The organism is Buttiauxella sp. BIGb0552 (assembly GCF_004366275.1).
GTDB classification, from domain to species: domain Bacteria; phylum Pseudomonadota; class Gammaproteobacteria; order Enterobacterales; family Enterobacteriaceae; genus Buttiauxella; species Buttiauxella gaviniae.
This window is the reverse complement of the sequence record NZ_SODY01000003.1, coordinates 396674-411204: the sequence shown is the minus strand read 5'-3', so window position 1 is coordinate 411204 and position 14531 is coordinate 396674. Positions and strand designations below refer to the sequence as shown.

At 50.6% G+C, this 14531-nt stretch carries 12 protein-coding genes; 5 read left to right on the top strand and 7 right to left on the bottom strand.

Features of this window, described 5'->3' with window-relative positions:
- The first annotated feature begins 2 nt into the window (after positions 1-2).
- From carB to kefC, 4 genes are all read left to right on the top strand, one after another.
- A complete protein-coding gene (gene carB, locus EDF88_RS10830) occupies positions 3-3227 on the top strand; it encodes a carbamoyl-phosphate synthase large subunit (protein ID WP_134184655.1) in 3225 nt (1074 codons plus the stop codon).
- Positions 3228-3389: 162 nt separating this feature from the next.
- Positions 3390-3623, top strand: a complete 234-nt coding sequence (locus tag EDF88_RS10825) for a YgdI/YgdR family lipoprotein (protein WP_064513757.1) — start codon at positions 3390-3392, stop codon at positions 3621-3623.
- Positions 3624-3727: 104 nt separating this feature from the next.
- Positions 3728-4258, top strand: coding sequence for a glutathione-regulated potassium-efflux system oxidoreductase KefF (gene kefF / locus EDF88_RS10820; RefSeq protein WP_134184653.1), 531 nt, complete (start codon positions 3728-3730; stop codon positions 4256-4258).
- On the top strand, positions 4251-6107 hold the full coding sequence (kefC, locus tag EDF88_RS10815; RefSeq protein WP_134184651.1) for a glutathione-regulated potassium-efflux system protein KefC: 1857 nt from the start codon (positions 4251-4253) through the stop codon (positions 6105-6107). Before kefF ends, kefC begins: the two co-directional genes overlap by 8 nt.
- A gap of 54 nt (positions 6108-6161) precedes the next feature.
- Here kefC and EDF88_RS10810 read toward each other — a convergent pair whose 3' ends face one another.
- Complete coding sequence (locus tag EDF88_RS10810) at positions 6162-6776, bottom strand: LysE family translocator (RefSeq protein WP_064513754.1); 615 nt, start codon at positions 6774-6776, stop codon at positions 6162-6164.
- Between the two features lie 282 nt (positions 6777-7058).
- Here EDF88_RS10810 and folA point away from each other — a divergent pair, with 282 nt between their 5' ends.
- Complete coding sequence (gene folA, locus EDF88_RS10805; protein ID WP_134184649.1) at positions 7059-7538, top strand: type 3 dihydrofolate reductase; 480 nt, start codon at positions 7059-7061, stop codon at positions 7536-7538.
- A gap of 171 nt (positions 7539-7709) precedes the next feature.
- Here folA and apaH read toward each other — a convergent pair whose 3' ends face one another.
- From apaH to lptD, 6 genes are read right to left on the bottom strand one after another with little or no spacing between them, the layout of a single operon-like run.
- A complete protein-coding gene (gene apaH, locus EDF88_RS10800) occupies positions 7710-8561 on the bottom strand; it encodes a bis(5'-nucleosyl)-tetraphosphatase (symmetrical) ApaH (RefSeq protein ID WP_134184647.1) in 852 nt (283 codons plus the stop codon).
- 4 nt (positions 8562-8565) lie between these two features.
- Complete coding sequence (gene apaG / locus EDF88_RS10795) at positions 8566-8943, bottom strand: Co2+/Mg2+ efflux protein ApaG (RefSeq protein ID WP_034459334.1); 378 nt, start codon at positions 8941-8943, stop codon at positions 8566-8568.
- Between the two features lie 2 nt (positions 8944-8945).
- A complete protein-coding gene (gene rsmA, locus EDF88_RS10790) occupies positions 8946-9770 on the bottom strand; it encodes a 16S rRNA (adenine(1518)-N(6)/adenine(1519)-N(6))-dimethyltransferase RsmA (RefSeq protein WP_064513749.1) in 825 nt (274 codons plus the stop codon).
- Entirely contained in the window at positions 9767-10756 is a 990-nt protein-coding gene (gene pdxA / locus EDF88_RS10785; protein ID WP_134184645.1) for a 4-hydroxythreonine-4-phosphate dehydrogenase PdxA, read from the bottom strand. Before pdxA ends, rsmA begins: the two co-directional genes overlap by 4 nt.
- Positions 10749-12041, bottom strand: a complete 1293-nt coding sequence (gene surA / locus EDF88_RS10780; protein WP_064513744.1) for a peptidylprolyl isomerase SurA — start codon at positions 12039-12041, stop codon at positions 10749-10751. The genes pdxA and surA overlap by 8 nt, the downstream gene beginning before the upstream one ends.
- Positions 12042-12094: 53 nt before the next feature.
- Positions 12095-14458, bottom strand: coding sequence for an LPS assembly protein LptD (gene lptD / locus EDF88_RS10775; protein WP_064513742.1), 2364 nt, complete (start codon positions 14456-14458; stop codon positions 12095-12097).
- Positions 14459-14531 lie beyond the last annotated feature (73 nt).

The following is a 14531-nucleotide window of genomic DNA, read 5'->3' as shown; positions in this document are numbered from 1 at the left end:
AAATGCCAAAACGTACAGATATAAAAAGCATCCTGATCCTCGGCGCAGGTCCAATTGTTATCGGCCAGGCGTGCGAGTTCGACTACTCCGGTGCTCAGGCGTGTAAAGCGCTGCGTGAAGAGGGTTACCGTGTCATTCTGGTGAACTCCAACCCTGCAACAATTATGACCGATCCGGAAATGGCCGATGCGACTTACATCGAGCCGATTCACTGGGAAGTGGTGCGCAAAATCATTGAGAAAGAGCGCCCGGATGCGGTTCTGCCAACCATGGGCGGCCAGACTGCGCTGAACTGTGCGCTGGAACTGGAACGTGAGGGCGTGCTGGCTGAATTCGGCGTCACCATGATTGGTGCGACCGCTGATGCGATTGATAAAGCTGAAGACCGCCGCCGTTTCGACGTAGCGATGAAAAAAATCGGCCTTGATACTGCGCGTTCTGGCATTGCACACAATATGGAAGAAGCGCTGGCTGTTGCGGCTGACGTGGGTTATCCGTGCATTATCCGCCCTTCATTCACCATGGGTGGCAGCGGCGGCGGTATCGCTTACAACCGTGAAGAATTCGAAGAAATCTGCGAGCGTGGTCTGGATCTTTCGCCAACCAAAGAGCTGCTGATTGATGAATCCTTGATCGGCTGGAAAGAGTACGAAATGGAAGTTGTGCGTGATAAAAACGACAACTGCATCATCGTTTGCTCTATCGAAAACCTTGACCCGATGGGTATCCACACCGGTGACTCCATCACTGTTGCGCCAGCGCAAACGCTGACCGACAAAGAATACCAAATCATGCGTAACGCCTCGATGGCGGTGCTGCGTGAAATCGGCGTAGAAACGGGCGGTTCTAACGTGCAGTTCTCGGTCAACCCGAAAACTGGCCGTCTGATTGTTATCGAGATGAACCCGCGCGTGTCGCGTTCTTCGGCGCTGGCTTCTAAAGCAACCGGCTTCCCGATTGCGAAAGTTGCTGCGAAACTGGCAGTTGGTTACACCCTCGATGAGCTGATGAACGACATCACCGGCGGCAAAACGCCTGCGTCGTTTGAACCGTCTATCGACTACGTTGTGACTAAAATTCCTCGTTTTAACTTCGAGAAGTTCGTCGGCGCTAACGACCGTCTGACCACGCAGATGAAATCTGTGGGTGAAGTGATGGCGATTGGTCGCACACAACAGGAATCACTGCAAAAAGCGTTGCGCGGCCTGGAAGTGGGCGCAACCGGTTTTGACCCGAAAGTGAATCTTGATGACCCTGAAGCGCTGACCAAAATTCGCCGCGAGCTGAAAGACGCTGGTGCTGAGCGTATCTGGTACGTTGCTGATGCATTCCGCGCGGGCATGTCTGTTGATGGCGTGTTCAACCTGACCAACATTGACCGCTGGTTCCTGGTACAGATTGAAGAGCTGGTGCGTCTGGAAGAGAAAGTCGAAGAGATTGGCATTACTGGCCTGACTCACGACTTCCTGCGCTTCCTCAAGCGTAAAGGTTTTGCAGATGCGCGTCTGGCTAAACTGGCTGGCGTTCGCGAATCTGAAATCCGCAAACTGCGTGAGCAATACAAATTACACCCGGTTTATAAGCGTGTTGATACCTGTGCGGCTGAGTTCTCAACAGATACGGCCTACATGTACTCCACTTATGAAGATGAGTGCGAAGCTAACCCGAACAACGACCGTGACAAAATCATGGTGTTGGGTGGCGGCCCGAATCGTATCGGCCAGGGTATCGAGTTCGACTACTGCTGCGTTCACGCATCCCTTGCGCTACGTGAAGATGGTTACGAAACCATCATGGTTAACTGTAACCCGGAAACCGTTTCTACCGACTACGACACCTCTGACCGCCTGTACTTCGAGCCTGTAACCCTCGAAGACGTGCTGGAAATTGTCCGCGTTGAGAAACCAAAAGGCGTTATCGTGCAGTACGGCGGCCAGACTCCGCTGAAACTGGCTCGTGAACTGGAAGCAGCTGGCGTACCGATTATCGGTACCAGCCCGGATGCCATCGACCGTGCAGAAGACCGTGAGCGTTTCCAGCACGCTGTTGACCGCCTGAAGCTGAAACAGCCTGCCAACGCCACCGTCACCGCCATCGAAATGGCGGTAGAGAAAGCGGCACACATTGGTTACCCGCTGGTTGTCCGTCCATCCTACGTTCTGGGTGGCCGCGCGATGGAAATCGTCTATGACGAAGTCGATTTGCGCCGTTACTTCCAGACTGCGGTTAGCGTTTCAAACGACGCGCCAGTGCTGCTCGACCGCTTCCTCGACGATGCGGTAGAAGTGGATGTTGACGCAATTTGCGACGGTGAAACCGTGCTGATTGGCGGCATTATGGAACACATCGAACAGGCAGGCGTTCACTCCGGTGACTCCGCATGTTCATTGCCAGCTTACACGCTGAGCCAGGAAATCCAGGATGTGATGCGCCAGCAGGTGCAGAAACTGGCCTTCGAACTGCAAGTTCGCGGTTTGATGAACGTGCAGTTTGCGGTGAAAGATAACGAAGTCTATCTGATTGAAGTTAACCCACGTGCAGCGCGTACTGTACCGTTTGTCTCTAAAGCAACCGGCATGGCGCTGGCTAAAGTAGCGGCGCGTGTGATGGTTGGGCAAACCCTTGTACAGCAGGGCATGACCAAAGAAATCATCCCACCGTACTACTCCGTAAAAGAAGTGGTGTTGCCGTTCAACAAATTCCCGGGCGTTGACCCACTGTTAGGGCCAGAAATGCGCTCAACCGGTGAAGTCATGGGCGTTGGCCGCACCTTCGCTGAAGCTTTCTCCAAAGCAATGCTGGGCAGCCAGTCCACCATGCGTAAACCAGGCCGCGCACTGCTGTCTGTTCGCGAAGGTGACAAAAAACGTGTGGTAGACCTGGCGGCTAAATTGCTGAAGCAGGGCTTCGAACTGGACGCAACCCACGGTACTGCGGTTGTGTTGGGTGAAGCAGGTATTAACCCGCGTCTGGTGAACAAGGTGCATGAAGGTCGTCCGCACATTCAGGACCGTATCAAGAATGGCGAATACACCTACATCATCAACACCACGGCCGGTCGTCAGGCGATTGAGGATTCCAAGCTCATTCGCCGCAGCGCACTGCAATACAAAGTGCACTACGACACCACGCTGAACGGTGGTTTTGCTACCGCGATGGCGCTGAACTCTGACGCGACAGAAAAAGTGATTTCAGTGCAGGAAATGCACGCGCAAATCGCTAAGTAATCGCTTCATAAAGCTTTCTAAACCCGCCTCGGCGGGTTTTTTTTCGCTTATTGTCCGCACCGGGACGCCTTCAGAGTGTTCTGTATTTTCCAGCGAAGCCGGAAAATCCTGCTAATGTTTTTAGTCTGAAGATGAGAAATGACTACAAACAGGGAGAACAATATGAAAAACAAAATTCTACTGGCGTCCTTATTCGCTACCGCAACGTTGCTGACCGTAGCAGGCTGTTCGTCTAACCAGGCGGTAAAAACCACAGATGGCAAAACCATTGTCACAGACGGTAAGCCGCAGGTTGATGACGAGACTGGCCTGGTTTCTTACAAAAATGCGGAGTCCGGCAAGACTGAGCAGATCAACCGCGATCAGGTTAAATCGATGGGCGAACTGGATAACTAATTCAGGTTTTCCCACTTAGCACATCAAGAATTATGACTATTAGCCTGTTGAATTACTGACTACACTCTTTGAGAAAAGAATGCGGTAAAACAACAGGCTAATTGATGATTTTAATTATTTATTCACACCCTTACCCGCAACACTCTCACGCAAACCGAAAAATGCTCGAGCAAGCCTCGCTTTTGCCCGATGTAGAAGTGCGCTCCCTCTATGAGTTATACCCCGATTTCAACATTGATATTGCCGCCGAGCAGGAAGCATTAAGCCGCGCAGATTTGGTTATCTGGCAGCACCCGATGCAGTGGTACAGCACTCCGCCATTAATGAAACTGTGGATCGACAAAGTCCTTGCTCACGGCTGGGCCTACGGGCATGGCGGTAAGGCACTACACGGAAAAAACGTCATGTGGGCGGTAACTACTGGCGGTGGCGATAACCACTTTAATCTGGGTGACCATCCAGGCTTTGATGTGCTTGGGCAACCCTTGCAGGCGACCGCGCTTTACTGTGGCATGAACTGGCTGCCGCATTTCACCGTTCATTTCACTTTCGTTTGTGATGAGAACACGCTCGAAGTTCAGGCCGAGCAATATAAACAACGGTTACTCGACTGGCGGGAGGCGAACCATGGATAGTCACAGCATGATTCAGGCGCTGATTTATCTCGGCTCCGCCGCGATCATTGTGCCGATTGCGGTGCGCCTAGGATTAGGTTCGGTGCTTGGCTACCTGATTGCCGGCTGCATTATCGGCCCGTGGGGATTACGTCTGGTTACCGATGCCGAAACTATTCTGCATTTTGCGGAGATCGGCGTGGTGTTGATGTTATTTGTGATTGGTCTGGAGCTTGACCCTCGTCGCTTGTGGACGCTACGCGCCTCGGTGTTTGGCGGAGGTGCCCTGCAAATGGTGGCGTGTGGTTTGCTGCTCGGCTTGTTCTGCATGTTCTTAGGGCTGCGTTGGCAGGTGGCGGTTTTAATCGGCCTGACGCTGGCGCTTTCTTCTACCGCCATCGCTATGCAAGCCATGAACGAGCGTAACCTGACGGTTTCGCAAATGGGGCGCAGCGCATTCGGCGTGCTGTTATTCCAGGATATTGCGGCGATCCCGCTGGTGGCGATGATTCCGTTATTAGCCAGTAGCGGTGCGACTACGACCCTGGCTGCGTTTTCCATTTCAGCTCTGAAAGTGGTTGGTGCATTGGCCATCGTTGTGTTGCTGGGCCGCTATGTGACGCGCCCGTTGCTGCGGTTCGTTGCGCGTTCCGGCCTGCGTGAAGTCTTCAGTGCTATGGCACTGTTTATGGTGTTTGGCTTCGGCTTATTGCTGGAAGAAGCTGGGCTTTCGATGGCGATGGGCGCGTTTCTTGCCGGTGTGTTACTGGCAAGTTCCGAGTATCGCCATGCGCTGGAAAGTGATATCGAACCGTTCAAAGGTTTGCTGCTCGGGCTGTTCTTTATCGGTGTGGGCATGTCGATAGATTTCGGTACGTTGCTTGAGAATCCGCTGCGGATTATCGCGCTATTGTTCGGTTTCCTGGCGATTAAAATCATTACGCTCTGGATTGTGGCAAAACCACTGAATGTGCCGCGCAAACAACGGCGCTGGTTTGCTGTTTTGCTGGGACAAGGTAGTGAATTTGCTTTCGTGATTTTTGGTACAGCAAGAATGGCTGAGGTGTTAGATGACAGTTGGGCGAAATCTCTGACCCTTGCTGTTGCGCTATCAATGGCGGCAACGCCGCTACTGCTAGTATTGCTCAACCGCCTGGAGAAGTCGGGTAAAGAGCAGGCGCGAGAAGCGGACGAAATCGATGAAGAACAGCCGCGAGTGATTATCGCAGGCTTCGGTCGTTTCGGGCAGATTGCCGGCCGTTTGTTACTCACCAGCGGGGTAAAAATGGTCGTTCTTGATCACGACCCAGACCATATTGAAACGCTGCGTAAGTTTGGCACCAAGGTCTTTTATGGTGATGCAACACGCGTGGATTTACTGGAGTCCGCCGGGGCTGCAAAAGCTGAAGTGCTGATCAATGCTATCGATGATCCTGATGCCAATATGCAACTTGCAGAGCTGGTGCAGGAACATTTTCCGCATCTGAAAGTGATTGCGCGAGCACGCGATCTTGACCACTTCATTCGCCTGCGGCAGTTGGGTGTTGAACAACCAGAGCGTGAAACATTCGAAGGCGCATTAAAAGTGGGGCGCCGGGCACTGGAAGGTCTGGGCGTTGGCAGCTACGAAGCGCGTGAGCGAGCCGATCACTTCCGACGTTTTAATACGCAGATGGTTGAAGAGATGGTTCCGGCTCCAGACTGGTCGGCGCGAGCCGATGTGCTCAAACGCACCAGTGCCATGCTGACTGAGGTGATTAACGAAGATCGTACACATCTGAATGTGATTCAGCGCCACGGCTGGCAGGGGACGGAAGAAGGGCTTCATTCGGGGAAACTGGCCGATGAGCCGCCAGTGAAACCGGAATAACTAAAAAGCTCCCAAATTTGGGAGCTTTTTTAAATCTATTGGTTTGAGCAAAAGTCAGCTCAAAGCTACTTTAATCCCTAGCGCAATCAACATTCCACCCAGCAGTTTATCGACAATTTTCTGTGCCTTAGCCAGGCCGCGACGAACAGGCTCGCTTTGGATTAACACGACCAACAGAGGCCACCAGACCACGGACAGCATCAGAATAACTCCGGCGTACCAAAGTTTTTCCATGGTCCCCGAATTCACGTTCAATACCTGGGTGAAAACAGAAAGGAAGAATAGGGTCGCTTTGGGGTTCAGCAGGTTGCACAAATAGCCCTGTAAAAAGGCTTTCTTAAGAGTCGTTTGTTGGCGCTCAACATTGCTGACATCCATTTTACTGCTGCCGCGTGCGAGTAATGCCTGGAAACCAATCCAGATCAGATAAGCGGCCCCGGCATATTTCAATAGGTCAAATAACCATGGCGTGGTGGTAATAACCACCGCTAAACCCGCAACACAATAAGTCATGTGAGTTGCCACGCCGCTGATGACGCCCAGCGAGGTCATCATTGCCGCAGTGCGTGAATAGCGGGCGGCATTCTTAATGACCAGAAAGAAATCAGGCCCAGGAGAGAGCATCCCCAAAGTGGCAATTGTGGCGACAAAAAGCGTGGTTTCCAGCATGGTTTTATCCGGCAAAATAGAGGAAAAGTGTGAACTGCGACAACTATAACGCAGCTATCACGTAAACTTATAGTGGATGGTCTTCCACAGTTAAGAATTTTTTACGTTCCTTCTGGCAATTTTAAGCTAACTCATTGTTCCTGCTGAATCAGGAAGCAATGCGTTACAGGTTTACAGTCGCAGAATAAAAAAATTCTTACGGACAGGCTTGCGGATAGTCGACGAAAGAATGCGCTTTCCGTATAGTGGCGGCAATTTTTTCACCACCCTTGGGTTAATAGAATGATCAGTCTGATTGCTGCATTAGCGGTAGATCGTGTAATTGGCATGGAAAACGCCATGCCCTGGGATATCCCTGCCGATCTGGCATGGTTTAAACGTACTACGCTCAATAAACCTGTCATCATGGGGCGTTTGACCTGGGAATCGATTGGTCGTCCTCTTCCTGGTCGCAAGAATATCGTCATTAGCAGCAAGCCCGGCACCGACGATCGCGTTGAGTGGGTTTCATCCGTAGAAGATGCCATTAAAGCCTGTGGCGATGCGGAAGAGATTATGGTGATTGGCGGTGGGCGTATTTACGAACAGTTCCTGCCGAAAGCACAGCGCTTGTATCTGACGCATATTGATGCGGAAGTGGAAGGGGACACGCACTTCCCGGATTACGACCCGGATGAATGGCAGTCTACCTTCAGCGAATTTCATGACGCCGACGAGCTCAACTCGCACGGCTACTGCTTCGAAGTACTGGAACGTCGTTAAGGCGTTGAGAATGAAAAAAACGGTTAGCTAGTATATCCAAAATAATTCGAGTTGCAGGAAGGCGGCAAAGGAGTGAATCCCCAGGAGCTTACTAACGTAAGTGACTGGGGTGAACGAGAGCAGCCAACACTCATGCAACTTGAATTATGACGGATATAACCGGGTTTTTTATTATGAAGCGATAGCCGTTTCTCCACCGCCAACATCTTGCTGGCGATTCGATGGCTGGGTGAAATATTTTTTATCTTCCCAGCGTAGGCATGTTAGCTCACCACCCCAGCAGCATCCTGTATCCAGCCCGTAAATCCCTTCAGGTGTACCTTTACCTTCCAGTGATGCCCAGTGCCCGAAGATAACGGAGTATTCATCGGTAACCGGCCCTGAAATAGCAAACCACGGTTTAAGCGGCGCAGGAGCGCTTTCTGGTGTGTCTTTGCAGTACATATCCAGTTGCCCGTTCGGGAAGCAATAACGCATGCGGGTCAGCGAATTGGTAATAAAGCGCAGACGAGCGAGCCCTGAAAGTTCAGGCGACCAATTGTTAGGCATATCGCCATACATTGCATCGAGGAATAATGGATAGCTGTCGCTTGAAAGCACGGCTTCAACATCACGCGCACAGGCCATTGCAGTATTCAAATCCCACTGCGGCGTAATCCCGGCATGTGCCATCACCAGTTTTTTATCTTCATCAACCTGAAGCAAAGGTTGGCGACGTAACCAGTTCAGCAGTTCGTCGGCATCTGGCGCTTCCAGCAATTGGGAAACGCGATCTTTAGGTTTATTACGGCTAATTCCTGCATAAACCGCCAGCAGATGCAGATCGTGGTTACCGAGAACTATACGCACGCTATCGCCAAGGCCACGTACGTAGCGCAGAACTTCAAGCGAGCCGGGTCCACGCGCGACGAGATCGCCCGTAAGCCATAAAATATCTTTGCCAGGCGTAAACTCAACCTGTTGTAGCAGGGCTACCAGTTCATCGTAACAACCATGAACATCGCCAATCAGGTATGTAGACATCGTATCAGTGAATAAAGGCTGGGATAGCCAGACGGAATACGGGAATAGCGACACGGAAAGCATCGCCCTGAGAGTCGACCATTTCGTAATGGCCTTGCATGGTGCCAAGCGGTGTTTCAAGTACCGCACCGCTTGTGTAGCTATATTCGTTGCCCGGTTCAATATGCGGCTGGACGCCAATCACGCCCTCGCCCTGAACTTCAGTTTCATGGCCGTTTCCATTGGTGATAAGCCAATAACGACCAAGCAATTGCACCGGTGTTCGCCCCAGGTTGCGGATGGTTACAGTGTAAGCAAAGACGAAACGTTCGTTCTCCGGGGAGGACTGCGCTTCGATATAAACGCTTTGTACCTGAATGCATACGCGGGGCGAATTTAACATCGTTAACTCTCCTTTGGCTGCTGCGGATTGTCAGCCAAATAGTTTGCCAGTTGGCAATACTGTGCGACTGAGATGTTCTCAGCGCGTAGGGTTGCGTCGATTCCCAGTTCCGCCATCACCTCTGGACTAAACAGATGCCCAAGGCTGTTACGAATCGTTTTGCGACGCTTGTTAAAGGCTTCAGTGGTGATGCGGCTTAACACACGCAGCTCTTTAACAGGGTTCGGTATTACTGCATGTGGCACCAGGCGCACGACGGCAGAATCAACTTTCGGTGCCGGTGTGAAGGCCGTTGGTGGCACTTCAAGTACTGGGATCACATTGCAATAATACTGCGCCATGACTGATAAACGACCATACGCTTTACAGTTAGGGCCAGCAACTAAACGATTTACCACCTCTTTTTGCAGCATAAAGTGCATGTCAGCAATGGCATCAGTATAGCTAAAGAGATGGAACATCAATGGCGTGGAGATGTTATACGGCAGGTTGCCAAAAACGCGCAACGGCTGACCGATTTTTTGCGACAGCTCTCCAAAATCCATTGTCATGGCATCTTGCTGATAAATAGTCAGCTTCGGTGCCAGGAATGGGTGCGTTTGCAGACGGGCTGCAAGATCACGGTCTAGTTCGATGACGGTCATTTCATCAAGGCGTTCACCCACAGGCTCGGTTAATGCGCCAAGGCCGGGGCCGATTTCAACCATCGCCTGGCCTTTCAGTGGATTAATAGCAGAGACAATACTGTCGATAACGAACTGGTCATTAAGGAAGTTTTGTCCAAAACGTTTACGGGCTAAATGGCCCTGGTGGACACGAGTATTCATTGAGTATTAGCAATCATCTTGATGGCGAGATTAAGCGCCGTAATAAAACTGCCGACCTCGGCTTTCCCCTGGCCGGCTAGATCTAGCGCGGTGCCATGGTCAACCGAAGTGCGGATAAAAGGTAAGCCTAGCGTGATATTTACCGCTCGACCAAAGCCCTGATATTTGAGTACAGGTAAGCCCTGGTCGTGGTACATCGCCAGCACTGCATCGGCGTTATCGAGATACTTAGGCTGAAACAGCGTATCTGCCGGTAGCGGGCCAGAAAGCTTCATTCCAAGACCGCGCATTTCATTCAGTACTGGAATGATGGTATCAATTTCTTCAGTACCCATGTGGCCACCTTCCCCGGCATGGGGGTTGAGGCCACAAACCAGTACATGCGGCTGCGCGATACCAAACTTGGTTTGCAGGTCATGATACAGGATGGTGATTATCTGGCGTAATAATTCTGGCGTTATCGCATCACTAATGGCTTTAAGCGGCAGATGTGTCGTCACCAGCGCAACGCGAAGTTCTTCGGTCGCCAGCATCATCACGACTTTTTCGCTGTGCGATCGTTCTTCGAAAAACTCGGTATGTCCGATAAAGGGAATACCAGCATCGTTAATGATGCCTTTATGTACCGGCCCGGTGATCAGCGCTGCAAATTCACCCTTGATACAACCATCACATGCCCGAGCCAGCATATCCACCACATACTCACCGTTCTTCACATCAAGCAACCCCGGTTTGACTGGTGCTCGTAGTGCTATGGGCAGTATGGTGAGTGTTCCGGCAGTTTGCGGGCTTGCAGGAGCGTCAGGCGAGTAAGGAATGAGCTGAAGAGGAAGACCGAGAAGAGCTGCACGTTCCAGGAGTAATTCGGGAGACGCTGCGACAACCACTTCGACAGGCCAGTCGCGCTGTGCCAGCGCGATGACCAGATCAGGACCAATCCCGGCAGGTTCGCCGGGAGTGATGACTACACGTTGGATATTAGCCATTGCTACCTATGACTTTCACATAAGCAGATGCGCGTTGTTCTTGCATCCAGGTCTGTGCTTCTTCAGAGAACTTACGGTTGAATAGCATGCGATACGCGCGGTCTTTCTGCGCAGCATCAGTCTTATCAACGCTACGAGTATCCATAAGTTCGATCAAGTGCCAGCCGAAGGAGGAGTGAACCGGTGCACTCAACTCACCTTTATGCATTTTCGACAGTGCATCACGGAAGGCAGGATCATAGATATCGGTAGCAGCCCAACCCAAGTCACCGCCCTGATTTGCTGAACCTGGATCTTCAGAGAAGGATTTTGCTGCCGCAGCGAAGGTCGTTTTTCCACTCTTAATATCAGCTGCAATCTGGTTTAACTTAGCTCGCGCTTGGTCGTCACTCATGATTGGCGATGATTTCAGTAAGATATGACGTGCATGAACTTCAGTCACAGAAATGCTCTGGCTCTGGCCACGCAGATCGTTCACTTTCAGGATATGGAAACCAACACCTGAACGAATCGGACCGATTACGTCACCTTTTTTCGCCGTGCCTAATGCCTGAGCGAAAATAGTTGGCAGTTCCTGGATACGACCCCAACCCATTTGACCGCCTTTCAGTGCTTGCTGGTCAGCAGAGTAGGTGATTGCCAATTTTCCGAAATCGCCACCATTTTGCGCTTGTGAAACGATGTCACGCGCTTGCTTTTCCGCATCGTCTACCTGAGTAGAAGTAGGGTTTTCCGGCAATGGAATCAGGATGTGGCTCAGGTTAAGTTCGGTGCTGCTGTCGTTTTGGCTACCAACCTGTTGCGCAAGGGAATCAACCTCCTGCGGCAGAATAGATACACGACGACGAACTTCACTATTACGCACTTCCGAAATGGTCATCTCTTTGCGGATCTGTGCACGGTAAGAATTGTAATTAACTCCGTCATAGGCCAGACGACTACGCATCTGATCCATGTTCATTTTGTTCTGGGCAGCGATATCAGCAATAGCTTTATCAAGCTGCTCATCCGTCACTTTAACGCCCATTTTCTGACCCATCTGCAGCATGATCTGGTCCATGATCAGACGTTCCAGAATTTGATGACGCAGAGTGTTGTCGTCGGGAAGTTGTTGCCCGGCTTGTTGGGCGCCGCTCTTCACTGACTGCATCATGCCGTCAACGTCACTTTCCAGTACCACACCGTTATTCACTACGGCTGCAACTTTATCGACCACTTGTGGGGCCGCGAAAGAGGTGTTCGCCACAAGGACGACACCGAGAAGCAGCGTTCTCCAATTCTTCATACTTTTTCCATTTCTTAGCCGCAAAGCGGACTGCTAATTCAAGTCAAAGTGAATTACATCGAGCTCTGATACGGCAGAATGTTTGAACGCAACATCTGCTGTGTGCCCAGGCCGTAGTTAGAACTCAGGCCACGTAACTCGATGTTAAAGCCAATTACGTTGTCGTATTTGCTTTGGTTATCTTCCCAACCGTTAATTTTGCGCTCATAACCTAAACGAATCGCATAACAGCAAGAGTTGTACTGCACGGCTAACATGGAGTCAGCCGCTTGTTGTGCATTGGTATCGTAGTAATACGCGCCAACAACAGACCAGCGATCAACGATAGGCCAGCTTGCCGTCATCCCAACTTGTGAGATTCCGTCTTTGTACTGGTCAGCATTAATGTTGATGTTAGAAACAGTGGCGCCGATGTATTCAGGGCTTGCGTAACGGTAGTTAAATTGTACCAGGCGATCGTTATCTTTACGATATTCGATAACGCCGTTACCGGTCGCAATATTATCAAGCCGTGTATCGTACTGTAAGCCACCGCGTAAACCCCAGCGGTCAGTCATGCGCCAATAGGTATCGCCAGCCCATACCACAGAACCTGTTTCGTCACCTTTTTCACTGTTAATCGTTTCATCACCAGTACGAGACTTGGTGAAGTAGTAGATTTGACCAACAGAAACATTAAAACGTTCAACAGCTGCGTCATCATAAACACGAGTTGTAACCCCCGTGGTGACCTGATTGGCTGAAGCTATACGGTCAAGGCCGCCGTAAGTACGATCACGGAACAAGCCATTGTAGTCAGATTGCAACAACGCAGAATCGTAGTTGTTGATGTTACTTTGGTCGCGGTACGGCACATACAGATACTGTACGCGTGGCTCAAGGGTTTGCGCCCAGCCTGCTGCAGAGTCCATATCGCGGTCGAAAATCAGTTTACCGTCCATTTTGAATTGAGGCAGGGTACGGTTAACCGTAGACTCTAACTTGCTGTTGCTATTGACATTTTTTTCGTATTTTTCGAGATTGTCCTGCTGATAGTGTGTTGCCATCAGCTTTGCTTCGGTATTCAGGCTTGCCCAACCATTGGATAACGGTAGGTTAATTGTTGGCTCAATATGCAGGCGTGTAGCTTCCGGCATGTTGTTATTAAAGTTAGTAAACTTAACAGCCTGACCATAGATACGCGTATCAAACGGTCCAACGTCGTTTTTATAGTAGTTCATATCCAACTGTGGCTGAGCACTGTATGAATTTGCACCGCTATTACGTTGAGAATCGAAAATCTGGAACTGTTTTGTTGCAAGTGTGGCGTCGAAGTTTTCAACGGCATAACCAACACTGAATTTCTGTGTGGCATAACCGTCAGTACTAGAACCATATTGCGAAGTAAAGTCGTTGAAGTAGTTTGGATCACTGACTTTGGTGTAGTCGATATTAAAACGCCACACCTGATCCATCACACCGCTGTGATTCCAGTAGAACAACCAACGGCGTTCATCCCCTTCAGGGTTCTTCGCGGTATCGTCTTTGTATTCCTCATCAGACAACAGGTAGTCGAATTCCATAATACCCGCGCCAGCTTTGGTCAAGTAACGGAATTCGTTCTGCCATTGAGTACCACGTTGCTCCATATAGTGCGGAGTGATTGTGGCATCAAAGTTTGGTGCGATGTTCCAGTAATACGGCAGAGAAAACTCAAGGCCATTATTGGTACTGTACTTCGCATTTGGGATCAGGAAACCGGAACGACGTTTATCACCGATTGGCAATTGCAGATAAGGGCTATAGAAGACCGGAACCGGGCCCAGTTTAAAACGGGCATTCCAGATTTCCGCGACTTCTTCTTCACGGTCCTGAATGACTTCACTTCCCACAACGCTCCAGGTATTAGAACCCGGCAAACAGGAAGTAAATGTGCCATTTTCCAGAATGGTGTAGCGATTATTGCCGCGCTGTTTCATTAGATCGGCAGTACCCCGCCCCTGGCGGTCTACCATTTGGTAGTCACCTTCCCAGACGTTGGTATCTTTGGTGTTCAGGTTTGACCAGGCTTTTGGCCCTTTAAGAATAACCTGATTATCATCGTAGTGTACGTTGCCGACAGCATCGACCGTGCGGACAGGGTCCGGCTGACCTTCAACCTGTTTTTGGTGTAGCAACACTTCATCAGACTGTAGGCGGCTATTGCCTTGCTGAATATCAACATTGCCAGTAAACACCGCATCATCAGGATAATTTCCTTTTGCGTGATCGGCATTTATAGTAACGGGTAGGTTATTGGTATCTCCCTGAATTAAAGGGCGATTGTAACTTGGGATACCAAGCATACACTGCGACGCAAGATCGGCAGCCATACCTTGTTGACTATACAGCGCTGCGCCAATCAAGGTGGCCAGCAAGGTGGGAATACGTTTTTTCATACGTGTTATTCGTTGTTCCATCATCAATGGCTTAGCGTCGGCAAACGGTCAGAGACTAACTTACTCATCACCA

Bases quoted from the DNA above. Each gene is read 5' to 3' on its own strand.
- surA (WP_064513744.1), bottom strand. From the start codon at position 12,041: ATGAAGAATTGGAGAACGCTGCTTCTCGGTGTCGTCCTTGTGGCGAAC.
- folA (WP_134184649.1), top strand. From the start codon at position 7,059: ATGATCAGTCTGATTGCTGCATTAGCGGTAGATCGTGTAATTGGCATG.
- kefC (WP_134184651.1), top strand. From the start codon at position 4,251: ATGGATAGTCACAGCATGATTCAGGCGCTGATTTATCTCGGCTCCGCC.
- apaG (WP_034459334.1), bottom strand. From the start codon at position 8,943: ATGTTAAATTCGCCCCGCGTATGCATTCAGGTACAAAGCGTTTATATC.
- kefF (WP_134184653.1), top strand. From the start codon at position 3,728: ATGATTTTAATTATTTATTCACACCCTTACCCGCAACACTCTCACGCA.
- carB (WP_134184655.1), top strand. From the start codon at position 3: ATGCCAAAACGTACAGATATAAAAAGCATCCTGATCCTCGGCGCAGGT.
- rsmA (WP_064513749.1), bottom strand. From the start codon at position 9,770: ATGAATACTCGTGTCCACCAGGGCCATTTAGCCCGTAAACGTTTTGGA.
- pdxA (WP_134184645.1), bottom strand. From the start codon at position 10,756: ATGGCTAATATCCAACGTGTAGTCATCACTCCCGGCGAACCTGCCGGG.
- apaH (WP_134184647.1), bottom strand. From the start codon at position 8,561: ATGTCTACATACCTGATTGGCGATGTTCATGGTTGTTACGATGAACTG.
- EDF88_RS10810 (WP_064513754.1), bottom strand. From the start codon at position 6,776: ATGCTGGAAACCACGCTTTTTGTCGCCACAATTGCCACTTTGGGGATG.
- EDF88_RS10825 (WP_064513757.1), top strand. From the start codon at position 3,390: ATGAAAAACAAAATTCTACTGGCGTCCTTATTCGCTACCGCAACGTTG.
- lptD (WP_064513742.1), bottom strand. From the start codon at position 14,458: ATGAAAAAACGTATTCCCACCTTGCTGGCCACCTTGATTGGCGCAGCG.